The 23,789-nt window shown below is 45.1% G+C and carries 19 protein-coding genes; 3 read left to right on the plus strand and 16 right to left on the minus strand.

Annotated elements, in window-relative coordinates:
• Positions 1-116 precede the first annotated feature (116 nt).
• Positions 117-2,222, minus strand: a complete 2,106-nt coding sequence (locus tag BKB51_RS02330; RefSeq protein ID WP_085899480.1) for a methyl-accepting chemotaxis protein — start codon at positions 2,220-2,222, stop codon at positions 117-119.
• A 230-nt stretch (positions 2,223-2,452) separates the two neighbouring features.
• Between BKB51_RS02330 and BKB51_RS02335 the strand changes: the two genes are divergently transcribed.
• Positions 2,453-2,893, plus strand: coding sequence for a PAS domain-containing protein (locus tag BKB51_RS02335; protein ID WP_085899481.1), 441 nt, complete (start codon positions 2,453-2,455; stop codon positions 2,891-2,893).
• A gap of 1,308 nt (positions 2,894-4,201) precedes the next feature.
• Here BKB51_RS02335 and BKB51_RS02340 read toward each other — a convergent pair.
• From BKB51_RS02340 to BKB51_RS02405, 14 genes are all read right to left on the minus strand, one after another.
• Positions 4,202-5,476, minus strand: coding sequence for an MATE family efflux transporter (locus BKB51_RS02340; RefSeq protein ID WP_085899482.1), 1,275 nt, complete (start codon positions 5,474-5,476; stop codon positions 4,202-4,204).
• Positions 5,473-6,588 carry a GNAT family N-acetyltransferase gene (locus tag BKB51_RS02345; RefSeq protein ID WP_085899483.1) on the minus strand — a complete coding sequence of 372 codons (1,116 nt, stop codon included), beginning with the start codon at positions 6,586-6,588 and terminating at the stop codon, positions 5,473-5,475. Before BKB51_RS02345 ends, BKB51_RS02340 begins: the two co-directional genes overlap by 4 nt.
• A complete protein-coding gene (locus BKB51_RS02350) occupies positions 6,585-7,289 on the minus strand; it encodes a hypothetical protein (protein ID WP_085899484.1) in 705 nt (234 codons plus the stop codon). The genes BKB51_RS02345 and BKB51_RS02350 overlap by 4 nt, the downstream gene beginning before the upstream one ends.
• Entirely contained in the window at positions 7,282-8,667 is a 1,386-nt protein-coding gene (locus BKB51_RS02355; RefSeq protein WP_085899485.1) for an ATP-grasp domain-containing protein, read from the minus strand. The genes BKB51_RS02350 and BKB51_RS02355 overlap by 8 nt, the downstream gene beginning before the upstream one ends.
• A 2-nt stretch (positions 8,668-8,669) precedes the next feature.
• Positions 8,670-9,641 carry a glycosyltransferase family 2 protein gene (locus BKB51_RS02360; protein ID WP_085899486.1) on the minus strand — a complete coding sequence of 324 codons (972 nt, stop codon included), beginning with the start codon at positions 9,639-9,641 and terminating at the stop codon, positions 8,670-8,672.
• Positions 9,642-9,701: 60 nt separating this feature from the next.
• Positions 9,702-10,697, minus strand: a complete 996-nt coding sequence (galE, locus tag BKB51_RS02365) for a UDP-glucose 4-epimerase GalE (RefSeq protein WP_085899487.1) — start codon at positions 10,695-10,697, stop codon at positions 9,702-9,704.
• Complete coding sequence (locus tag BKB51_RS02370; RefSeq protein WP_085899488.1) at positions 10,690-11,691, minus strand: UDP-glucuronic acid decarboxylase family protein; 1,002 nt, start codon at positions 11,689-11,691, stop codon at positions 10,690-10,692. The genes galE and BKB51_RS02370 overlap by 8 nt, the downstream gene beginning before the upstream one ends.
• A 594-nt stretch (positions 11,692-12,285) precedes the next feature.
• On the minus strand, positions 12,286-12,888 hold the full coding sequence (locus BKB51_RS02375; protein WP_158090118.1) for a class I SAM-dependent methyltransferase: 603 nt from the start codon (positions 12,886-12,888) through the stop codon (positions 12,286-12,288).
• A 126-nt stretch (positions 12,889-13,014) separates the two neighbouring features.
• Positions 13,015-13,479 carry a MarR family winged helix-turn-helix transcriptional regulator gene (locus BKB51_RS02380; RefSeq protein ID WP_085899490.1) on the minus strand — a complete coding sequence of 155 codons (465 nt, stop codon included), beginning with the start codon at positions 13,477-13,479 and terminating at the stop codon, positions 13,015-13,017.
• 85 nt (positions 13,480-13,564) lie between these two features.
• Complete coding sequence (locus tag BKB51_RS02385; protein ID WP_085899491.1) at positions 13,565-14,326, minus strand: substrate-binding periplasmic protein; 762 nt, start codon at positions 14,324-14,326, stop codon at positions 13,565-13,567.
• Positions 14,327-14,515: 189 nt separating this feature from the next.
• Entirely contained in the window at positions 14,516-15,601 is a 1,086-nt protein-coding gene (locus tag BKB51_RS02390) for an endonuclease/exonuclease/phosphatase family protein (protein WP_158090119.1), read from the minus strand.
• A gap of 240 nt (positions 15,602-15,841) precedes the next feature.
• A complete protein-coding gene (locus BKB51_RS02395; RefSeq protein WP_085899493.1) occupies positions 15,842-16,342 on the minus strand; it encodes an MgtC/SapB family protein in 501 nt (166 codons plus the stop codon).
• A gap of 256 nt (positions 16,343-16,598) precedes the next feature.
• Complete coding sequence (locus BKB51_RS02400) at positions 16,599-17,105, minus strand: PAS domain-containing protein (RefSeq protein ID WP_085899494.1); 507 nt, start codon at positions 17,103-17,105, stop codon at positions 16,599-16,601.
• 398 nt (positions 17,106-17,503) lie between these two features.
• Complete coding sequence (locus tag BKB51_RS02405) at positions 17,504-18,478, minus strand: homoserine O-succinyltransferase (RefSeq protein WP_158090120.1); 975 nt, start codon at positions 18,476-18,478, stop codon at positions 17,504-17,506.
• 421 nt (positions 18,479-18,899) lie between these two features.
• On the opposite strand from BKB51_RS02405, the gene BKB51_RS02410 reads away from it, so the two are divergent.
• Together BKB51_RS02410 and BKB51_RS02415 are read left to right on the plus strand one after the other, a co-directional pair.
• Entirely contained in the window at positions 18,900-19,781 is an 882-nt protein-coding gene (locus BKB51_RS02410; protein WP_085899496.1) for a beta-keto acid cleavage family enzyme, read from the plus strand.
• Positions 19,782-19,848: 67 nt separating this feature from the next.
• Positions 19,849-20,319 carry a hypothetical protein gene (locus BKB51_RS02415; protein ID WP_085899497.1) on the plus strand — a complete coding sequence of 157 codons (471 nt, stop codon included), beginning with the start codon at positions 19,849-19,851 and terminating at the stop codon, positions 20,317-20,319.
• A gap of 36 nt (positions 20,320-20,355) precedes the next feature.
• On the opposite strand, the gene BKB51_RS02420 is transcribed toward BKB51_RS02415, so the two are convergent.
• Complete coding sequence (locus tag BKB51_RS02420) at positions 20,356-23,622, minus strand: response regulator (RefSeq protein WP_085899498.1); 3,267 nt, start codon at positions 23,620-23,622, stop codon at positions 20,356-20,358.
• Positions 23,623-23,789: the final 167 nt, after the last annotated feature.

Genomic DNA, 23,789 nt, shown 5'->3' on the forward strand with positions numbered 1-23,789 from the left:
GTCCTTAAGAACCACAGCAAAGAAAATATTGAATGGCCTGAGAACGCGAGCAGCATAGTTTAGAATGCTGCTCGCTCCGTGCCTTGGCCAATGCTTGGTCAGTGCTTAACCAGTATTCAAGAGGCTCGGATCTGGTTCATAAACTCATCAACCTGACGCGTCAGAACCGCCGCATCATCTTGCAAGGTTTGTGCTGCTGTCAAAACGGATTGGGAAACATTGCCAGCTTCTTCAATATTACTATTCACCTCGGTAATACTTCTTGTGACCTCACTGGTCCCTGCGGCGGCTTCTTGAACATTACGCGATATTTCTTGTGTAGCAGCGCCTTGCTCCTCCATTGCAGAGGCAATAACAGTGGAAATTTCACTGATTTGCGAAATCGTGTTTCCAATACCACCTATGGCTTCGACAGATGCATCTGTTTCATCCTGAATACCGGAAATCTGACTTGTGATTTCTTCGGTTGCTTTGGCAGTCTGGTTCGCCAGTGATTTAACCTCGGAGGCTACCACGGCAAACCCTTTACCGGCATCACCTGCACGGGCAGCCTCAATAGTCGCATTCAAGGCCAACAGATTGGTCTGTTCTGCAATATCGCTGATCAACTTGATAACATCACCAATTTTCAGGGCCGCTTCCGACAATCCCTGTACTTTTGCATTGGCCCGATCTGCCTCTTGCACCGCTTCTTGTGACACCGAAACCGCGCGGGTGATCTGCGCATTAATCTCGCCAATAGAAGCCGATAGCTCTTCCGTCGCACTAGCAACAGTTGCCACATTAGCCGACGCCTCTTCCGTAGCGGTTGATACAACAGTCGTCTGCCTTGATACATTATCCGTCACCGCGGACATGCTTTCCGCCGATGTTAAAAGATGATCGGACGAACTGGATACATTACCAACCACACCCTGAACCTGTTCCTCAAACTGATTTGCAATTCCCAAGAGCGTATCACGACGTTCCTGTTCCGCTTTGCGATCTTTTTCCACCTGCTCGGCCTGTAGGTCGCGAACCTGAATGAGCTTGTTACGGAAATGCTCCAGCGCCTTTGCCAGGACACCGATTTCATCACTCCGCTGTTGATCCTTGATCTCCACATCAGTCTCATCCCGAGACAAGACTTCAACAACATTGGTGATATTTTTAAGGGGCTTACTCATCAATACCGTAATTAAAACAGTGATAATCAGAGCCATAAGAAGCGTTAAGACCACTGCAGCAACAACCATGTTATTGCGGACACTGGTTGCGCCTTCCTGAACCTTATCCAACGGCATGATAGCTGCAATCGACCAGGGCGTTTTGGAATGCCCGACAGTCAATGGTACCAGGACATAAAGAGCTTCTTTACCTAGTTCGTTTGAATAACTAATCCAGCTTGCATTCTCACCTTTGGCAATAGCTGCTTTATAGTCCTCTAGCTGCGGTGAACTTTCTTCTATCGCTTTGCCGATTTGTTTCTTATCCGGATAGGCTGCCCAAACGCCATTATTAGTAATAAGTGTTACAATGCCTTCGTCATAAGGACGAATTTCAGCAATCTTGTCTTGTACTTCCCGTAGGTTAAAATCAATACCAACCGTGCCGATAAACTTCCCATCCTGAATTAAGGGGACCACAACAGAAGTCGCAAGGAATTCTTCAGTTCCTTCATCTTTGGCCAATTCCATGGAATAAGGTTCTGTAATCACCTCTGCCATGGCTTTTCTAGGGCCGTCGTACCAATCTGCTGTTTCACCCTTATCAATGTTAAGTCCCCTAACGCCTAAATCAGTGGCATTTTTAAGAAACCACAAATCAATAAAACGGCCACTTGCATTACTCTCTGGCGTGTTGGCAAAGTCAGCATCCTTACCGTCCAAAGCATTTGGTTCCCATCCACTCCAGACCGCGGCAAAATCAGGGTTATTCTGCGTAATACCCTTAAGTGCTTCCCGATAAACGTTTCGATCTTTAATCCCGGCACGATGATAAGCCAGAAATGTTTCAGCCATGGTGCGCGATGCCGTCATCGCCACATCAATATCAGCCTTGACCTGACTGCCGATATTTCCAGCAAGTTCCTGTCCGTGTTTTTCGGCAACATCCAGGATCGCATCCTGACTTTCTTTCACAACAAAGGCTGTCGTGGCAGTTAATCCGATGGCCAGAGTAATAACGACCGACGCTAAAATTTTACCCGTGAGGTTAAAAGATTTGTTCAAAATCTTTGGCATGATATGACCTTATGAGAGATTGGCAGTAAGCAAACGCAACAAAAATCTTCACGGTCAATTCTCTGCTACAAAGTATTAATTTGCCTTTAAGGAAAATTACAAAATCAACAACCGTATCCTATTGCTAGGTATTATTAATTTTTCCTGTCTATACTATAAAAAAATTGAGTTACCTGGAGAACTCGCATCTATATCCAGCAACTATTATTATATTTCTTCCGTGACGGCATATGTATTTAATTGATCAAGCAAGAGATCACTGGAACCAACTGCGTGGTCATAATGATTTGCCTGCCAAGGAAGAGTTGGATCCGATCAATATTCCAAAATTACTTGGAAACTCCTGTCTTATAGATGTTCTTGATGGCGGAACTGATTTTCGCTATCGCATTATTGGTTCCGCAATTCAGGACATATCCCGCGCGGGGCAATCGGGCAAAAAAATAAGTGAAATAGATACGCAACGCTCGCCCAGCAAAATTTATGATCTTTTCCATGAAACAGTCGAAGGTTACTGCCCACAATACACAACACTGGACTATATTGGAGAAGACGCAAGGGTCGGCGACATTCATATCGGCGTATTTCCCTTAGCAACTAAAGAAACGCCAAAGGAAGTAACGTTTCTCTGGAGTGTTGTAGAAGTTGATATAAAATTAAGTGAAAAATGAAAATGAGAAATATTCTTTGGGGTTTATTTGGGAATTTATTTGCGGGGCTTTGTGGTTGTCTTTCAAGCGGTTAAAAGCCATAGGGAATAAAATAAAACCACAAAACCCGACAAAACACCCCTTAAAAGAAGCAAAGGCAGAACGCTTTTATCCCCCCGGATAATCCTTAACGTTCCTCAAGCCGTGACTGCTACCTGTGTCACTTGAACGATCCTTCCTTACCCCGACACCCGCATACGTGACGTATACCACTACGCTGTAAAACCAGAACGCGACCCCACACTTACATATCGCATATCGTTCTGAATTTACTTACATCACAGTTATAAAAACTGCGGGTTAGTCATCTTGACCAGGATCTTACGTCCTGTTCTATATGGTTTTCACGTTGGCTAGATCCCCCCAATAGGAAGTGCCTTTGACAGTTTGAAACCAGACAAGAACACATGCTGTCGAATACCACACATACGAGCTACCACACGCTTTGAACGACAGGTTCAGGCCAAACACACAAAGCCACCCAATGACGCAACCACCCTACACGTCAACCCGTTCAAAAAAAGCTCTAGACGACCAAGCCCAGCTTCTAACGCACCCCACTCCATGTAATAGAAAATCAGCTTGTGCCCAAACACACTAAACTACAGTCACAAATCTGATCCGGTTTGAGTTGTAAACGACATCCTTGCAATGCCATACAAACCTTTATTTATGGAGCCACCCCTGACTACGTGGGGAGCGAATGTAGGAAAATTACGTTGAATTAGTTAAAGAGAGATTAACGCAATTACTATTCAATGACCAGTCTTAAGAATATTGTATACAACTCCTCTTAATACCCAGCAATAGGGTCAAGTATATACAACTTAAAAATCAACAAGATAGATTAAATATTGGAATAAATCTGAAAATTTTCACCTTAAACTAAAAATTTTTATTTCAAAAAAAATCTATAAAAACATTATTTTACGTTATTTTTTCGTACAATATTTCGATTCTATTTAAGAGTGACTATCAAATTCATCTCCACAAAATTTGTCACATATCTCCACAAGAGTTAACCAGAGCAAAACAGACCATTGTATGCGTACTAAAATTACATAAATATCAATTAATTATCTGATTTATGTTCATCAACCAAACGCACATTCGCGATAACAATAAATATGCAGACGACTGTATGCAGTGTGTTGTTATCTCTATATCCTTTGATATTTATGGTTTTATCTAAAAGGAAGGTAGGCCAAACACCCGGCAGAACGGTTCTTATGAGAGCCTGTGATGACACGATTTTAGAGACGACAGTCTTTAAAAAGTCTTAGACGAAGGAACAACATAACCACTCCCCATAAGAAATGTACGACAAACAAAAATAACCGCCAAACAGGCTTCAAAAATAACCATTGAGGTTGCGGCACCAGTCAATCCCCACTGCAAAGCAGTTGGCATCGCGAAAGCAAGCACACCAACACCACAAAGATTGAATAACAATACTTTATTTTGCCCATCATTCAGTCTCTCAAAGCTGCTAGCCGCCAAACTGATAAATCGAAAGGCTAAAGCAACTGACAACACCTTTAAAACCACAACAAGGGACGGCTGAGTTTCCGAGAAGAAAATGCTCGCCAGAAAATTTGCACTAAAAAACAGAGATGATCCGATGAAAAGACCAGCCAGTGTAGCTGAAAAAATATAAATCCGGCTCATTTTTGCTTGTTGTGTTTTATCCAATCGAACAATTTCTCTTATGAATATCTGATCAAGAACAAGGGCTGCAATGGACACAGCTCCAAAAACAGCAAAGCCGGCGTAAAAAATTCCAACTAGGGCCTCCCCCCCCAAAAAGAGTAACCCTGTGCCGATAATCAAAGGATATCCAGCCATAACCCAGTCAATGAGGCCGAAAGATATGGTTTTACGCAACAGTGCTCTCACACCAAACTTACCGTCTGATGACCAGACGATTAAACGTCCAGTAATCTTTCGGATAATACGGGCAGCAAAAACAATATGTATCCCCAAGAGAACAATCGCACATCCAGCAAAAGCCCAGGCAACAGCAATAGAGCTGTCAAAAATCTCGGCTGTCAGTGATAAAATAACCAGCATGACGATCCCCTGAAGCGAGAGCAAGGCCGCCTGCAAGGCAAAGCGGTCATAGGCCCTGAAGAAGGCCTGCATCACCATATTCCCAGCGAGAGCTCCCCCACCGATAGACATGGGAATAACCGTACTGGCAAGACTTTGAGAGAACTCACCCAAAAGGAAAAGCATTGCAATAATGCTGCATTCAATAAGGCTCAGAATACTGATCAACTTCAGGCACGTTACAAACAATTCATCTGAGCGCTCAGTCTTTGCCGAGACATCTTTGACAATAAACGTTGGTAACCCGACTGACACACCAAACATCACCAACAACGCAACCGACTGCCCATAGGAAAAACGTCCGTAATCTTCCAGAGTTAACCAGTGGGTAAGTACAATTGTCGTCGCAGCAGAAAAAAAGCGAAGCAAGACCATAGAACTCATCAACAGGATAGAGTTTTTGAGCAAACGGATTTTTGCTGTAATGCCTCTCACGTGCTGGCCTTTGAGACGGCCTTTGAGACGGATGACGTTTCCGATGTGACCTTCATAGCACCTGAACGATAGGCAAACACCCCTGCCAACCCTGAAGGCCAGGTCTTGATCGCAGTTGTTGTCTCAATTTGTTCTAATCCCAAACGTCGTTTAATCTCGTACTGGCTAAAACCACAACCGACTGATTTGATTTTATGCTTGATTGCATACTTGATGCCCTCGGCAATAATCAGTCGGTACAGATTGAGCGATTGAGACAAGCCATAGTCCATTCCCAATGATTTCTGAGTTATCTTATCATGATCCCTGTAGTTAATGGTACAGGCCACGATCCGCCCTTTTACCTTGGCACAAATAACGACAATGTTTTCACGTCCAAGAAATTGTTCAGCAGCTTGCAGAAAATTCGACGCATAAAGTGTCTCGCTACGGTTATGATCGGCAACATTCCTTAACAGGGATATTATTTCCTCACTATGGGCTGCAGGATCGGAAAGAACCTCAAATGACGTTCCCGCCTCTATCGCGCGACGGTAACATCTGGCAAGATAATTACGATGTTTGCTCTTCATCGCACTTTGCAAATAATCCTGAAAAGATGACCACTTAACCTCTAGATGTGTATCTGTGATACCCGGCGAGAAAACATACCCTTTTTCCTCTAAATATCGGAATAACAGTTTGTCTCGTTCCCGATCAAGAAGAACAAAACGGGCCGTCGGGGCAAGCCAGCGTCGACGCAATTGATCAACACCATCAAGTAACAGCGGAATAACCTTGTCAGGATCAGCCTGCGGGTGAACTACCGGGTGTTTGTGAAAGTTAACCGGGTTTAGTGGCCACAGGAGAGACCGTGCAATGCGTCGCTGCCAGCAACTTGGCAAAGGCAATGGATAAGGATAGCGATAGGCCCCACAATGCCCAACCATCTTGTTCCCATGATAAACCAGGACCATCGCAGTTCGGCTCCGCGGCCAGGTCGGTGCCTGAGCCTCGGTCCAAAATCGTTGCCAGTTATAACTTGTGTGTAAACTGTTACCAGCGACCTCATCCCAAGATTCCTGACAAATATCAGTAGGGTCTTCAGTCACCAGAATACGATAATCGCTCATGATCTCGCGAAAGCTTCCCGGGATGGTTGATCCGTTTGCGGTTCAACGTTTTCGTAAACACCCAAATAACGTCCGATGGGCTGCAACCAGCGAAAATGATAAAAGGCAATGATCGTGGCCAGTACGACATGCACACCGATAAACACAAAGGCCTCATTCTTGGTCGGATAGTGACCAATCCTGACCTTCATATGAGATGCCCATGACCACACTTCGGGTATCGGGTTATATTTCGATCCGATTTCATGTGGATTAAGTGTCAGAAAAGCGAGGTCTTCGATACCTGACAACATCAATATCAATAAACCGATTGCAATTCTCAGCACTGTTCCCGTTGATCCTCCCCCCATTCGAAACATCAGCGCAAAAGAGAGAATTAGGAAAGGCACCATCAAAAGGGTCATGTAATAAACATTCCCTGCATCCCTGAATGCAATATCAAAAAACATCTTGGGGACATAGAAGAAAAAGAAAACCGCAAAGCAAAAATAAGCGATGGGAACAGTTACCCGCAGGCGTTTGAATAGGTCCGGATCAAACAGGGATATTGCAAGAGCGGCCAGAAAAAAGGGCGTTAACTTGAAAACAAAGATACCCAGGCTTTTAACCTCGCGATCAGATGGCAAAAAAAGGATGGCATAGCCCCCAAGTAAAACCGCAAAGATGCCAAACAATATTGACCACTTGGTAGATCTAGACATTAACCACTACTCCTGCTTCATTTATATCTGGCTCTATATTTACTTGTTCAAGGCTATTTTGATCATCGATTACGAACGATATGTCGGACAAAAGACAGGACAAGCCCTGTTCGGTGAGTTCTCTGTTCTCATGCGCCAGCAACACCACACCCAACCGGTCAATCGTTCGCTCAAACCGATAAACCTTTTGTCCTGGTTGGACGAAAAGCGTTTGTTGTTTGCACGCCGGATGGGCTTCCAAGCGATCCATCCCTGTAATGCTTTTCAGAATACCTGTTCTAGCGGCCCCCATAACCTGCTGGATACCATATTTTTGGGGACGTAAAAAACCTCTTGGAACATGAACTTGTTTGCCAAGCGCCATACGCAATACCCAGTCTTGCGTGTCCACACCATAAGTTTCTCTCACCAGTGCTGGAAAACCATTACCGGAAAGACGCGCCCCCATCTCAATAAAACAAATGCGATCATCGGGCGTGAGGATGATGTCAAAATTAAGAGGTCCGTTTATGATATCCAACGCATCGGCAATACGTTCAATTAACGGAAGTAATTCCTGCTCCAAAACATCAGATAGCGGAAACCCGACCCTGTGCTGGGTAACAAGAAAATCCGGTGGGCCGGAATGCCCTCTCTGGCTAACGGCAGACAGAACACATCGTCCATCGAAACGGAAAGCTTCTACCCCAAACTGATCACCAACCACATAATCTTCAACAATGACCAATCCAGTAGGGGAAAAGGATGATGCTTTGTCATAACCTTTGCGTAGCTGATCCAACTCCGTAACAAACGTCAGCCCTTTACTTCCAGAAGAGTCAGCAGGTTTAACAATCAACGGAAACGGACGATCATGGGCAAAGGTCTCAAGTGTTTTAAAGTCCTTTGATGCACAATGCATCGGCGCAAAAATTCCCATTTCCTGTGCCAAAGAAGAAAAGAAGCCTTTATCACAAGACGCACGCACAGCTTTTTTACTGGGTGGGTTGGGTAAATTATAATGCGCTGCCAGATCGTAAATTGTTTGGTGGAATGAATCATTCCCCGGTGACGCAACGCCGTCTATTTTTCTCCCCCCCAACATTTTGATGATATCTGTTGCATCACGGCTTTTAAGTAACAGGAACTCATCCGCCACGGGACGCGCCATTGCCTCTGGATTGGCGTCGGCACCAATGACGTAAGCTCCTGCATTTTTGGCCACCCAATATAATGGCAACTGGTCTGGGCTAGCGCCCAGTATCAGAACCGTTTTGCCCTTAGCATAATCTCTGGGAGCATAATCTTTGGCAGCATAGTCGCCTGCCTGCTCTTTATCCACGAGTACTTCGTTGGCCGAAGCTGCATCAGAAAGGGTTTGTTCGATCAGCTGATCCATTATCAACTCCCCTCTCCACTTGCAACGAGGACGGGAGCAGACTTTGCTACCTTACCATATTCCAGAAGGTCCCTTGTATTGAAGTCCTGCTGACACTCGGGGATATTGCTTTCCCGAACATAGATCTGTTTATAGGGCAAATTGCTACTGAACGGGCGCTTTATATACTCACCTATAATTCCCAGACCGATCAAATTTCCCCCAGCGATAAGCGCCGTTAAAAATGCCGACCCTGCGCTATCAAGAAACAGGCTGCCCAGCGCCATTATCACAGCCAGACCAGCCAATATCCATATAAACATCAAGGGCATAACCGAGAAACCAAGAAACAGATCAAAGCTATGCTGGAACATTTTATAAAGCGTCCATTTTGACTCCCCATCCCGACGGGCATGGTGATCTGTTTCAATCGACGTATAATTATGTGTCACCTTGGGGACTGTCGCGATGAAATATTGTGCTCGTGCAGGATAGTTAATCACATCACGTGCAACAGCCGTCCGCATAACACGAAATACGGACGCACCAATGGGAATTTCTATAGCAAACAGGCGCTCCGCAATGAACTGCTGTATCTTCGTTCCCCAGACCCGATAAAAAGGATCATCACGATCACGCCTGATCCCAAACACAACATCATATCCTTCCTGAGCTTTCTCGATAAGCTTGTATGACTCCTCGGGTGGGGACTGCAGGTCACAGTCATACTGGATACACCAATCAAAGCGTGCGTAACGATACCCAATTCGAAAGGCTGCACAGTTTCCAAAATTTCTGGAAAAAGAAATATATTTAACCCGTTCATCTTTCGCAGCGAACGATTTAATCATCTCCAGAGATCGATCCGTACTCCCGTCGTCAGTAAAGATAATTTCATAATCTTCATAGGGTTCCAACGCCTTGGTATAGGCTTCGTAGGCCGCATCTAGATTTTCATCTTCGTTATAACAGGGAACGATTGCAGAAATCTTCATTGTACTTAACCTTCACTTACTAAGAACTTGATCTTCGCGCCAAATATCCTTTTAAAGATATCAAGCTGCGCGTTTGGCCTGCTGCCGGCAGTGCCAGGCCCAAGCTGTTTTAATAATTGTTTCAATATCACTATGGGCGGGCGTCCATCCAAGGAGCTCTCTGGCACGAGCCGCGTTTGCAACCAGTTTTGCCGGATCACCAGAACGGCGTGGCCCTATTTCATGAGGGACAGATTTTCCCGTTACCCTCTCCGCCACGGCCACGATATTCCGGATAGAAACTTCTTTTTCGGCCCCGAGATTACAGGCAAACGAGTCACAACCACCCAGTAATTTCCTAAAGGCCGAAACATGTGCTGTTGCCAGATCACAGACATGAACATAGTCCCGAATACAGGTTCCATCAGGCGTGGGATAGTCCGCTCCATGAATAGTAAGAGGTGTTCGATTGCTGATGGCCGTCAAAACATTGGGAATAAGATGAGGTTCGGGGTCATGATCTTCGCCAATATCCCCTTCAGGATCAGCACCCGCAGCATTAAAGTAACGAAGAACAGCCGACTTGATACCATAGGCGTTATCAAAATCAGACAACATCTTTTCCACTGCCAGCTTGGTATTCCCATAAGGGTTTATGGGTTTTTGAGATTGTTCTTCCGTAATGGGTTGAGTTTCAGGAATGCCATAGGTCGCACAGGTGCTAGAGAAAACAATGTGCTTAACACCTGTGTTTTTCATCGCTTCAAGTAGAGTGAAGCTCCCAAGTACATTGGTTCTATAATACTCAGCAGGCATCCCCATTGATTCCCCGATATACGCCCGCGCAGCAAAGTGTAAAACAGCCCGAGGCTTATATTCCCTGCAAACCTTCTCTAACTTGTTGCCATCAGCTATATCCCCACAAATGAACGGGCCCCATTGAACAGCCTGTTCATGGCCTGTACTGAGATCATCATAGGTAAGGGGTAAAATTCCATTCTGCCGTAAAGCTTTGCAGACATGACTACCTACGTACCCGGCGCCCCCTGTTACCAAAACCGGTATCAAATCAGGCATGAGCAACCTCCAGCTCCACCTTTGCAGACTTGAAACTCTGCGTTTGTATCGGTTTCTCTGTTGCTTGCTGGAAATAATTCTTAGTCCGGAACAGCCCTTCTCTCACACCAACCCTGGGTTCCCAATTGAGAATTTTTTTCGCGTTTGAAATATCAGGCCTGCGTTTTTTTGGATCGTCGACAGGGAGTGCGTGATGAACAACTGAACAATCCCGATCAACAAGGTCCATAACCAGTGTCGCCAGTTCCATCATCGTATATTCTTCTGGATTACCGGCATTGATCGGACTCTCATGACGCACATCACAGTCCATGCAGGCCATAATCAATCGGACGAGATCATCGACATAACAAAACGATCTGGTTTGAGTTCCATCTCCGTAAATTGTTAATGGTTCCCCCCTCAAAGCACTTGTGATGAAGTTTGAAACCACCCTGCCATCATCTGCCTTCATACGGGGGCCGTAGGTATTAAAAATACGGATGACCCGGGTATCAACATGGTGCGTACGGTGATAGTCATAAAAAAGCGTCTCTGCAGCACGCTTGCCCTCGTCGTAGCAAGCTCTTGGGCCGATGGGGTTAACATTCCCCCAGTACCCTTCCACCTGTGGGTGCTGTTCAGGATCGCCATACACCTCACTGGTTGAGGCCTGGAGTATCGGCACCCTATTCAAGCGCGCCAACTCCAGCATGTTTATCGCCCCGTGAATACAGGTTTGCAGGGTATGAATGGGATCTTTCTGATAATCAATAGGGGATGCAGGGCATGCCAAGTTATATATAGCACTGACATCTACAGATAATGGATTGATCACATCGTGTTGCTGAAATTCAAAATTCGGATGGTCCCAAAACTCAGCTAAATTATCCAGATTTCCTGTCAGAAGATTATCAATACATAGAACACGATGGCCGCGGTTAATTAATGCTTCACATAAATGAGACCCAATAAACCCGGCTCCGCCTGTAACTAGTACAGGCGCAGTTGTCATAGTCACGCCAAAAACTCCCAGTTCACACACAGCATTTGATTTATTTTTCTTTTAATAACTGTGTAGATTTTATATCACAGACTTGCGTCTGCTATTTTTAGTTGTGACAAATGACTATAAAAGGTTGAATTTTCATTATCCACACTCTATTTAGTTGTATCTGCAGGATATAATTCTGTAAATTATGAAAAATGGGATATTTTATATTATATAAATAAAAAAAAGAGCGAAATGTTCTGCGCCATTTAAAATCATAACAGACTGAAAAAACCATAACATATTAATAAACAAAAGATATATGATGAGACCTTGCTCATTTTTCGGGAAAATAATCAAAAACGTCGATTTTTCCTAATTTCATTAGGTTATAGAGAAATTATCTAAAATTTTGACTTTCATCCTGCAAGCAGCTCGGCAACAGCTAATCTTTTTCTATGGCAAATAAAATTACGACACCTCAAAAAAGATGTCATGAGGAGAAACGTCTCAACTCAACCATAGGATTTAGGGGGAAATTATAAATGAACGAAGCGTGACTTTCCTAACAACACACGAAAATCACGCCCCCTCAACAAATGCATTTGTACCTGGTGTTTACTCTTGTTTTAAGTTTCTAAACACAAAAACGTTCATTCTGGCTTCATCGGCAACAGCTTCAGAATGATCGAGACATTCAAATCCTGCTTTCGTCAGATGAAGCAGCACCTCTTCAGGTGTCATGCCGATACGATCTTCAAAGATCTCTTCCACAACAATAAATCGTCCATCAGATTTAAGCACTCGTTGCACTTCACTTAGTCCCAGAGGGATATCCTGCCAGTGATGCAGAGAATTAATCGCCCAGGCAACTGTCACGAGATCACAAGACAGTGGAATGGCTTCGGCACCGCCCAATAAAAACCGCATGCGTGGGAAAGCCGGATGACACAAGCTTTCTTCCTGCGACACCCGCACCATAACCGGAGACGGATCAATACCAATAAGCTCCCCGGCAGTGACGATCTCGCCAGCAGCCCTCAAGGCAGAACCACTACCACAGCCTATATCAAGAACATGATCATTAGTCTCAAGCTGTGCCTGTTCAGCTGTCAGGCGATTGATCGGGTGTTCCCCATACTCCCTGATATAATAAAGCGCGGCTTCATCACACCATTTGCCAGCAACATTGTGCCCCTGATTTTTCTCGTCCTTCATCATAACCATTCCTTACTTTTTCATACCATACGTTAGACTAACTAACTATTATTCATAAACTCTTACAATAATTTGCTCTCTTTTCCCTTACGGAACTGCAAACAGAACTAATCGTCGTTATTATTTCGGTTAAAGTGCTTTGTTGATTTTCAACAAACAGGTCTTAAACGCTTCCAGTTCATCAACCGTAAGAACCTTGGCAATATCTATGGCTGAAGCTTCATAGACAGCCTCTTCCTCTCGCAAGTATTCCCTCGCCTTTTCAGTCAAGACAATGTGTTGGGCTCGCGCATCGTGCTGACACTGAAACCTTTGGATCAAACCACGTTTTTCCAGCTTTGTAATGGCAACACTCGCCGACGCCTTTTTGATTTTCAAAAGCTCAACAATGTCTTGCAAATGATGTCCATGCCCATCGGAATGGCCACAGCCTTCTCCCTCATCCGCATTTGCCAGTTTTTCCCCGTCCAGTCGCTCAATTGCACGTAAATAACCGTACTCACTACAAGTAAGCGCATTAGGACGTTCGGAAATGTCCGTCCACAGGCAGGTCAAATAGCGATGAAACTGATCAAGGGAATTTGTTAAAGACATAAGTTATCATTTAGTTAGTTATGCGAACTACCTAAATATCCGCTTTCCTCTACAGTGTCAATATCGCAAGGAAGGGTTAAGGTAGCTACTGCCCTATATAGCTATATTTAGGCTCAAGCGTTCCGTCTCTAGCAGTGATTTTTTCAATCTCCTGCCTCAGGCGTTCAACAATTGCATCATCCGTTTCCAGACTGAATGCTGCAAAAAACTTATTCTCCATTACAAAGACAGCAGGCTGAAGGCCTTTTTCGCTTACCTTTTCCTTCTCCAGAATAGAGGGCAAGTTTGATGCAGCCTCGGCATAGAGATCGGCACGACCGCTCATCAACATCCGCGTTGCCAAAAAAGGATCACCAGTCAGAATGAGATTTTGATCTTCGCTAAATCCAAGTTCTTTCAATTTTTGTTCTGTATACGCAGATCTGACAGCAACAACAGCAAAAGCCTTCGCTTCCTCTAGTGACGTCACAATCACATGTTCATTATCCGCTTTTTTGTAGAGAAAAGTCGGCTCTGGAGGCTGAATTTCTGCAACCCATTTAAACGTATTTTCGCGCTGGGCGGTACGCACAATGGTATAGATCAGCGTATTGGGCCTTGTTTTTGCCATCTCATAGGCTCTGGCCCAAGGGAAAGACCGAATGCTATAGCTAAATCCCGTGTTTTCCAAAGCTTCACGAAGGATATCTGTTGATGTCCCCAGGACCTTCCCTTGTTGGGTATAATTATAGGGCGGCCATTCTTCCGTAACCACTTCGATGCTCTGCGCTTGCACCGATGTCGTTAGCAATATTACAGCAAACAGAAAATAAAACTGCACCCACTTATAATACTTAAAAAATATCATTACCCGGCCCAGTCACAACGGAAGGAAACGCCCTCTAAAAAAGCGTTAGAAGGACGCAGAATACACTATTCGGAGCAAAATGTCTGTCTTTTCCGCAAAAGCTGCACCTTACTTCCTTCTTTGCCATGACCACATCGCAGGGTTAGCAATCCGTTCAGATCTGCTCAAGCCCGACACCTTCTTGCGAGATTATTTTTCCCAATCTTCACCGATCGGGCGTCGGTCTCGATTAGTTTCAGTCTGTATCAGACTTCTCGCTTCTTTCAGATCATAAACTGACGGGTCATCGGGTAATTCGTTATTATGCTCTGAAACATAGGCAAGTTCGTAAAACATTGGAAAGTGATCGGACCCCATGTAGGGTTGACGCCTGATTGCGACAAGTTCAAATTCTTCCGAATGAAAAATATGGTCCAGCGGCCATCTCAAAAAAGGAAACCGGGCATCAAAAGAATTAAACATGCCACGCCCCTGACGCGGATCAAGCAGGCGAGAAATTCGCAGGAAACGTCGGGTCGTTGATGACCAGGCAACATCATTTAAATCACCCGCAACCACCAGAGGTCTTTTTCTATATCTGGCTCTTTTACCGGCCACCAGAATTTCGGCATCCCTGCCGATAGTATCTCGATGCGGCACCGGTGGATCAGGATGAATGGCAATCAAATCAAACTCATCCCCGTTCTCTAGCTTGAAACGACAGTGAAAGCTCGGAATACTTTCGTTCAGGAGAAACTCTATCTCTCCTTTTGTGACCTCTAGTCGGGATGCCATAAACATCCCATAGCTATTATCCTGTGGACAGCTTAACCGGTACACATAACGATCGGTCACCTCTTCCAAAGCGTCAAGCCACACTTGATCTGTTTCCATCAAAACCAGAATATCCGGATCACAGTCATCGATGATATCAATAAGCTTGTCATGCCTTTTGTTGCTCTGTTTTACATTACAGACAAGCATCTTGAATGTTTGGGCACTATCATGCTTTTCCGGTTGAAATCTGGCCGATTGCTGACGCCAGAAAGGCGTGAAGCGGATGATATGAAGAAGTTCGATACAAACTGAAACCGCAAGCATGCCAGAAAGAACAAAACAATACTGGCTCTGTGGCAGCAACAGCACAACACACACCAAGGTAACAACAGAGATTGTCAAAATTTGCAGACGTCCAAAATCAAAAACCCGGACGGCGCCATGCGCAATTGGGATAAAGGGGATGAGGCTTGCCAAAAGGCAAAGAAATGCGAATGATCCCAATAGATAGTGCAACATAGACAACCCTGTTAACTCTCCAGATCCCCTATATAGGGGATACATACAATAAATCAAAGTTACTGATTATTTTAAGCAGACACCATCTGCCACATAACCTATAAAAATTCCATTATGATATAAATATACTATTGGAGAATTCTGACTGTTTTCTTTCGATTATAAGTCTCATTTTACAGACAAGGGATAAAGCTTTTGAAGAGATAATTATTTCAAAACAAGCAGTACTCCAGAAGAGCTTTATTCCTCTTCCTTTGCTTCTTTTTCTTTATCATCATTCCCGGAAAACCACGTTCTGCATAAGCCGCCAGCCAACAGCGTCAAACTAATAGCACCAAAAGCTACGATACCAAGCGTATAAAACCCAAACCCAATCGTAAGACCGATCCCCCCGGCAGCCCAGATACTGGCGCCCGTCGCCGTTCCAACCACGCGGTCACCCCGCTGAATAATAGCTCCAGCGCCAAGAAATCCTATGCCAGTCATCACCCCTGAGACAATCGTGGAAAGATCAACCTTGACGATATCTTTAGCCGAAGCAAAATCAGAATAAATTTCCTGCCCCAAAATCGCCAGAACACAGGTTGTTACCGCAACAATCATGTAGGCGCGAAAATCAATTGGCTTATTCTTGGTGTCTCTCTCCAAGCCCAGAACAAGTCCAAAGGCCATCGTTAAACCGATACGAAGCAACAGCTCTTGCCACGAAATATAGGTTAAATCCAAATTCAGATCGATCATTCTTGTCCCCTCTCCACCACGAGATACTACCTTGCCCTACCAAATCTGCAAGATAATCCCCTGATTTCAAAGAATTGAGGCTTAGTTCTAATCCAGGTACAGACGGTTGTTCCAGGTACAGACTATCAACGTGTCACAACTTTCAGAATGATTTTCAAAGAAAAGCTTAGGGGGATAAAAAATGCTCAAAATATAACAGGCACAATAGATCTCTGTAATTTACAGATGGAGGTTTACAGTCTGGCTTTACAATAGCTTAAGAAGCCTGTGTGTTCCGCCCATCTATCTTATTTTCACAGCCTTTCTTATCAAGATCCACTGTCTTCTGAACCGTTGCCAGAATAACCATCAACATATCCACATTTTCGCCATCCGATGCCAAGGGAAGAATAAGATCTTCGACGTCGAGAACATCTTTTTTCGGGCCAACGTAAGGGGTAAAGGCATAAACCGGCTCTGCAAGTTCAACGGCTCTACTACAATTTTGCCAAACCGTTCCCGGGGCCTTTAGAATATCAATAGAGCTCATCCACTCCCCCGTATAATCCCGTGAAAGTAAGGGTACAATTCGGGTTCCCACCAGTCGGAAGCGAAAATCCAACGGCTCTTCCTGAACATCCAGCAACAGAATATTTGGCAAAAATGCGACCATCTCCGCAGGGCTTATATCCTCGCGGCTTGGAAGCGCTTCTCCGCTGCATTTCGCAAGCCAGTATTTGTGTGCCAAGCCTGCAGCAACAGTTCTATATTCCACGTTAAGCATATTGGTTCTATAATCCCTCAGGGCCAGTATTCTCAAGCCATGCAATTTGCAATGTAAGGTTAAATCAAGCCATCACCTGGCTTCTCTTTGGACCATAAACAAATAAAACGACTTAGATTTAGGTCCAAATCTGGCCTGTTTCAAGACAGGCAACTCTTTGGGAAACGCACACTGTTTATGACAAATAAATCATAAACACAGCCCATAAGACTGCGCGGTTATGATGTATAGACAAGTAAATGTCAAGCATAGCAAAACAAAGGATACAGGTACAATCGACCGCGTCATAGATAACTTAAGACAAAAGTTGTCTTTAGCAAAACGGGGACCACAATGAACTCAAAGAGTTAGTGTATCCCCGTCCTGATATAATACGTAATATTACCTAAAGCCCTGATTTATTCACACGCCTCGGGGATATCATTGATATCGTACGGCGTCGCTTCGTATAGAGACTTTATCCAGTTGGCATAGATTGCGGCGGTATAACGCCAGGTATTAACCGGGGCCTTTTCGATATCATCATCCGGGAAATAGTTCGGCGGGATTGGTAGCTCGGGATAGGCATCACGATCGCGCAGATATTCCTTTTTCATGGTTTCAGTATCATATTCAGGATGGTTGAACATATAGATCCGACGCGGATAGGTCTTGCAGCCTTTCTTGAAGGCTTTGTTCTCTGCCACGATAAAGGTATCCCCCTCGTCCGTGCAGGAAACAAGCTCCAACGCGTCGTATCCTTCGACCTTGTCCCGGCTCAAACGCTGCCAACGCCCCACTGGGATAGGAAAGCGATCTGGCAGACCAAAAAGAAGGTCCGCGCTATCAGCTTCTATTCCATGCTCAAAGACACCCAGCGTCTTTGTCTTGCCGTTGTGACACTTGATATCATGGAAATAGCGCATCGCGGCAAAACCAGCCCAGCAAATATACATGGACGACAAAACATTGGTTTTTGACCAGTTAAAGATTTCCTGAATTTCGCCCCAGATCCCCTCGCTCGTCACATCAGCATCCAAAAGGTTGACGCCCGTAACCAGCAAGCCATCAAACTTGCGATGTTTAACGTCGCTCCAGGAATTGTAATATTTACTGATATGTTCACTCGGCGTGGATTTGGATTGATAACCAGCCTGCACACTCGCCATATAGCTGTCTGTCGCGATAAAGGTCAGTCTGATCTGCAACGGGGTATGACCCAACCACCGCGCCAGTTGCAGCTCTGTTGTCTGCTTGTCTGCCATGAGGTTCAGGATCGCAATTTCCAGCGGACGAATGTCTTGATGAAGGGCCTTTTCCTCTGCAATCGCCGTGGGATCCCCCAGCGACGGCAAAAAGGGATGAGCTTCACTGGCTGTAATAACGATAGGCAAACCAATAATCCTCTAATGAACAAACAATCCTGTGCATCCTGTTCATAATCAGGATAACACAACAACAAAGACATAAACTAAACTTGATATAGATGGTTAGTACTCAAATCAAGCCCACCCTACCCAAAAGATCCTAATAAAAGATCTCAATAAAGGAATACAAATTTTAATCGCATCTGATCACTAAACCGTAGATTGGGTTTGAAAAGATCAATGAAGCTAGCCCACTGAGATATTCTGAACCAACGATATAGCCGATCCATTTGAAAAGTCACTGCATTCAAATTCTCTAAACACAGCAACTTGCTTTCTGTCTAAACGTAACTTACTCGCTGTTAAGAACCTTGTCACTGGACAGAACCTGGGTCACTGTGGTCACAATAATATTCCAAAAACAGCACCAGACATTAAAATCCGCATCATGTCCAAAACACAAAAGAAAACCATTCTGACCTGCGCAGTTACAGGAAACCTGACCAAGCCTGAACAGCATCCGGGTTTGCCCATTACACCAAAGCAAATTGCGGATGCCGCCTTGGGCGCTGCAAAGGCCGGGGCGGCTATTGTGCATTTGCATGTGCGTGATCCAGCGACGGGCAAGGGATCGATGGATCTTAATCTCTATGAAGAGATGGTTGGCCTGATCCGACAGCAAAATCAAGACATAATCCTCAACCTGACCACGGGTGAAGGGGGACGTTTTATTCCCTCTGACCATGATCCCAAAGTTGCGGCAGAGGGCAGTACGCTCTGTCAGCCTGAATTGCGTGTCGCCCACGTCGAGAAACTTAGGCCCGAAATCTGTACCCTTGATTTCAATACCATGTGGTCGGGGGAAGCCGTAGTGATCAATACGCCGCGCAATGTAGCGATCATGGCTGATCGTATCTACGCTGCGGGCACCAAGCCAGAGATTGAGCTTTTTGATGTTGGTGACCTCAACATGGCATTGGATTTTCTGGACAAAGGCATTCTGAAAGCCCCGACCATGATGCAAATTGTCATGGGCGTTCGCTATGGTATTTTACCTACCCCGCAAAGTCTGATGTATCTGGTATCGCAAATTCCCGAAAATACCGTATGGGCTGCTTTTGGCATTGGCCGTCACGAGTTTCCAATCCTTGCTCAATCTTTCCTGTTGGGTGGACATGTCCGGGTCGGCATGGAAGATAACCTGCAAATCCGCAAAGGCGAGCTTTGTCGTAATAACGCCCAACTGGTCGAAAAAGCAGCCGATATTATCGATAATCTGGGGGGAACCCTTGCCACACCGGATGAGGCAAGAGAGATATTAAGGTTATAATAAGAACACTACTTACCCTCTCAATTCTTTCTTCTCAGAAACTTCACCTCCCTTTCAGGATCTAATAATGTCAAATACGCAACAAGCACACGCAGCCGTCGCTGATGTTTCCAAAGAAGAAATCACACAGCTGATACAAGCAAGAAAACTGCTAAAAGAAAAAGTGAATGTATCGTGGTACTGGGCAATCTTTATGATCGGCATTGTTGCCCCCGCCCTGTTCGCCCCCATTATCCTGATTGCTTCAGCACCAGCCTCCGTCATCATCACACTTTATCTTTTGATCGTACCTGCGCGTCGGCTGAAAAAGAATATTGCAGCATTGAATGTCAAAGTGCATGAAACCCGCAATCTGTCGATCGGCGATTTCTGTGGGTCGCCACAGGCTGAACTGCCCCTCTATCAAATTATTGATATTCAGGAAGAACCCAAATTGCTAACACTGAAGACCCTGTTGTCCAAAGAACAAGGCGATATAGGCAAAATCATCAGGGATCAGAGAGAACAGTTTCTCGTGCCCTATCTATTTAACGATTAAGAGAAAAAACACTGCGTGATATGAACATATCACATATCAGGCGATTTTCTCATCCGGTCCCTCTGCCGGCCCCACTGTATGTGAGTCTGCTTGCTGCAATTCAGCAGTTTGTTTTTCAAGGTAAGTCCGCATGATCTCTGTTACTTGTTCGCAGTCTTCAATAAAACCGGGGACCAGTTCATAAGCCTTTTCCGCTTCACCCTGCTTTGCCAAAGCTTCCAGCTTTTCCGTTTGTTGCCCAAGCCCCTTTGCCCCGAGTTCAAAGCATATCGGCTTGAATGAATGCGCTGCGTTTTCAAGCGCTGTACTATCCTTCTGATCAAGAGCCTGTTGCATGTTTGGGGCTGTTTGTGCTGCAAACTCCACAAAACACTCAACGATAGGAATAACCTTGTCCCCTATTTTTTCTTTCAGGACTTCAATCTCTGAAAAATCAACCAGCTTGGTCCCTTCTTCTGATTTTGTACCCTCGTCGTTATCTCCATTTATGTCTAATTCGTCCCCTTGATGACCGCCATCAACCACCCAGTGCTGCAAAACCTTCTCGAGATCCTTGATCTGTACCGGCTTTGAAATAAAATCGTCCATGCCTGTATCCAGGCATTTCTGCCGATCCCCCGCCATGGCATTGGCCGTAAAGGCAATAATCGGGATGGATTTATAGCGATCTTCCTTGAGATTACGAATTCTCCGGGTTGCCTCAAAACCATCCATTTCCGGCATATGGCAATCCATAAAGATGATATCAAAGCGCTGCTGGCTTAGCTGTTCAAGAGCTTCTTTTCCGTTTCCAGCCGGGGTCACGATACATTCGTAGCGTTCCAGAATTTTGGTGGCAATCATCTGGTTGATCGGGTTATCTTCGGCCAGCAGAACCCTGATACCTTGAAAATTGAGCGTTGTTTGTGGTTTGTCCTGAGCTTCACTGAAACTGTGCCGTGTAAAAAGTGGTGTTTCCGCTACCTTGCCCCGTGTTGCCCAAACCGCAGCAAGGGTCGATTTTATGATGCCCGGGAAGATCGGTTTGGTCAGATAACCGCGAAAACCAAGCTCTTTTACCAGCTTGCCATCCCCTCGTTCAGGGGAAGACAGCATCAAAACCATTTGTGGTGTTTGAATTGCCGGGTCTTCCTGAATCTCCTGCGCCAGCCTATGGCCATCCATTCCCGGCATACAATAGTCCGTCAACATAAGGTCAAAGGGTCGATCTTGCGCGGCGTCTTCACGTAAAATTCCCAGTGCCGCCTCGCCCGTATCTGCCTGATGAATATCCATATCAAGGTCGATCAACTGTTCCCGCACAATATCCCGGGAAACAGCATTGTCATCTACTATCAGTAACCTAAGACCGTCCATAGGCGCTTGTGCATGAGAGTTTGCAATCTCTTTGGAGACGACGAGTTTTTCCTGTTTCGCAAGTTCAACATTAAAATAGAAGCTGGACCCTTTACCCAATTCACTTTTAACCGCAAGGCTCCCCCCCATCATGGAGATCAAGTCCCGGCAAATTGCCAAGCCTAGCCCGGTTCCCCCAAAATGGCGTGTTGTCGAGGCGTCGGCCTGCGAGAATTTTTCAAAAATCAGTTTCTGTTTATCTTCAGCAATACCAACACCGGTATCACTCACCTCAAATTCAAAATTGATTTTGCCATCATCCATCTGACCATCACTCATCTGGGAAGAACGTATCCGAATAAAGACGTGCCCGTGATAGGTAAACTTGATGGCATTGCTGATCAGGTTAAGAAGTATTTGCCTGATACGTCCGGGGTCACCAATCACGTAACGATCAAGATCCGGCGAAAAACTAACCAGGAATTCGATATCATCATCTTTACGCTTGGGCATGACCAGATCAACAACATCTTCGATAAGCTGTTGCATATCAAAGGGAATAAGCTCCAGATCCAGCTTGCCCGCCTCAATTTTTGAAAAGTCCAGAACATCATTAATCAGGCTTAACAACGCATTGGCAGACTTCATCACCGTGTCAGCAAAGTTGTGCTGTTTGGATGACAAATCCGTATCAAGCAATAATCCCGTGGCCCCGATAATGCCGTTCATCGGGGTCCGTATTTCATGGCTCATACTTGCCAGGAATTCTGATTTCACTTTATTTGCGGTCTGTTCTTTTGCAGCCAGTGCATCCAGTTTTTTATTCTTTTCTTCCAGAAAAATATTCGCCTGTTTCAAATCTTCGGTACGTTTAAACACGATCTGGTTCAGGTTTTCGTTCAGGCTTTTCAAAGACCCTGCCATATCCTGGAATGAATTGGATAATTCTTTTGCTTCTTGCCAACCTTTTGTTACCGGTGGCACATCAAATGCACCCGATGCAAGGTGATTGGTCATCCGCTTCAAATGCTCAATCGGACGGGCAATGAAATAAGCCACAACAATGCCGGCCAAAATAGAAACAATGGCGACTAGCCCCGCAAGCCACAACAAAGATTGATTGGCTTTTTCAATTGTCGCGTTGACTTCTGCCTCATTTATTTTGACAACCAGTCCCCAATCAAACTCGGGGATATAACGTGTAAAGGCACGCACAGGTTCCTCGGTATAATCCGGGGCTTCTTTCATAACGATCTCATTGCCAAGCAGGGCCTGAATGATTGGAACATCTTTACGGTCTTTAGAAACCCTGCGCTTGAAAGCAGCATCCTCATCATAACGTAAAGGCACGGCAAAAAGGGCATCGCCATTACTGGCGCGCACGGCAATCAACCATTCTCCTGTTACGCCTAACCCGCTTCTGTCCTCGATAAGGTCAGAAAGGAAACCCGCCTTGAATTCAACGGAAATATATCCAATAGCGCGGCCCTCATGTATCAATCTGACCGCACTCTGAACAACGCCTTTGCCCTTGTCGATGAGACGCACCACATAATCTTTTTCGGGAATAAGAAAGACGCTATCAGGGGCATCATCGGTATTTGTTGTGGCCACTTTCTTGCCGACGAGATCAAAAATTTCAATGGCCTCTAACCGTCGCATATTGCCTTTGGCGTCGTTCAGAATTTTTGTAATTTTGTCTTTGTGTTGCTGTTCCTTGGTTCTGTTCCACTTGTCCAGGCTGATCCGCATTTGCGTTCGGCTGGCAATAAGCGCCGTGTTGTCACGAACACGGTCAACAACCGCAAGGACCCGTTTCTTGGCAATCAGGGAAACAGAAGACAAGTTGGCTTCAACCTGTTCTTGATGTTGTTTGGAAGAGTATTGGAGAAAGTACTGAAAACTCAGGAAAAATGGCACCACTGAAATCAGCAAAAAAGCCGTAATCAACATATGCTTTAGTTTCATCGATACGCATTCCCAATCAATACAAACGTACCCCCGTACTCTCGATTATTCTCGGCCGCTCAAACCAGCACCTACGTCTGAACTAATATTGTTGCGCACGGCTGACAGAAGCCAAGTACCCAAATCTTAATGATATCAGGTATAAAATATCCGCGCCCCCAGCAGTG

Source organism: Kiloniella majae (genome assembly GCF_002118315.1).
GTDB classification, from domain to species: Bacteria; Pseudomonadota; Alphaproteobacteria; order Kiloniellales; family Kiloniellaceae; genus Kiloniella; species Kiloniella majae.

What these genes read in the sequence shown, in the direction of transcription:
- BKB51_RS02395 (WP_085899493.1), bottom strand. Translation starts at nt 16,342, where the DNA reads ATGATCGATCTGAATTTGGATTTAACCTATATTTCGTGGCAAGAGCTG.
- BKB51_RS02400 (WP_085899494.1), bottom strand. Translation starts at nt 17,105, where the DNA reads ATGCTTAACGTGGAATATAGAACTGTTGCTGCAGGCTTGGCACACAAA.
- BKB51_RS02360 (WP_085899486.1), bottom strand. Translation starts at nt 9,641, where the DNA reads ATGAAGATTTCTGCAATCGTTCCCTGTTATAACGAAGATGAAAATCTA.
- BKB51_RS02350 (WP_085899484.1), bottom strand. Translation starts at nt 7,289, where the DNA reads ATGTCTAGATCTACCAAGTGGTCAATATTGTTTGGCATCTTTGCGGTT.
- BKB51_RS02370 (WP_085899488.1), bottom strand. Translation starts at nt 11,691, where the DNA reads ATGACAACTGCGCCTGTACTAGTTACAGGCGGAGCCGGGTTTATTGGG.
- galE (WP_085899487.1), bottom strand. Translation starts at nt 10,697, where the DNA reads ATGCCTGATTTGATACCGGTTTTGGTAACAGGGGGCGCCGGGTACGTA.
- BKB51_RS02380 (WP_085899490.1), bottom strand. Translation starts at nt 13,479, where the DNA reads ATGTCTTTAACAAATTCCCTTGATCAGTTTCATCGCTATTTGACCTGC.
- BKB51_RS02375 (WP_158090118.1), bottom strand. Translation starts at nt 12,888, where the DNA reads ATGATGAAGGACGAGAAAAATCAGGGGCACAATGTTGCTGGCAAATGG.
- BKB51_RS02385 (WP_085899491.1), bottom strand. Translation starts at nt 14,326, where the DNA reads ATGATATTTTTTAAGTATTATAAGTGGGTGCAGTTTTATTTTCTGTTT.
- BKB51_RS02345 (WP_085899483.1), bottom strand. Translation starts at nt 6,588, where the DNA reads ATGAGCGATTATCGTATTCTGGTGACTGAAGACCCTACTGATATTTGT.
- BKB51_RS02420 (WP_085899498.1), bottom strand. Translation starts at nt 23,622, where the DNA reads ATGAAACTAAAGCATATGTTGATTACGGCTTTTTTGCTGATTTCAGTG.
- BKB51_RS02390 (WP_158090119.1), bottom strand. Translation starts at nt 15,601, where the DNA reads ATGTTGCACTATCTATTGGGATCATTCGCATTTCTTTGCCTTTTGGCA.
- BKB51_RS02415 (WP_085899497.1), top strand. Translation starts at nt 19,849, where the DNA reads ATGTCAAATACGCAACAAGCACACGCAGCCGTCGCTGATGTTTCCAAA.
- BKB51_RS02355 (WP_085899485.1), bottom strand. Translation starts at nt 8,667, where the DNA reads ATGGATCAGCTGATCGAACAAACCCTTTCTGATGCAGCTTCGGCCAAC.
- BKB51_RS02410 (WP_085899496.1), top strand. Translation starts at nt 18,900, where the DNA reads ATGTCCAAAACACAAAAGAAAACCATTCTGACCTGCGCAGTTACAGGA.
- BKB51_RS02330 (WP_085899480.1), bottom strand. Translation starts at nt 2,222, where the DNA reads ATGCCAAAGATTTTGAACAAATCTTTTAACCTCACGGGTAAAATTTTA.
- BKB51_RS02335 (WP_085899481.1), top strand. Translation starts at nt 2,453, where the DNA reads ATGTATTTAATTGATCAAGCAAGAGATCACTGGAACCAACTGCGTGGT.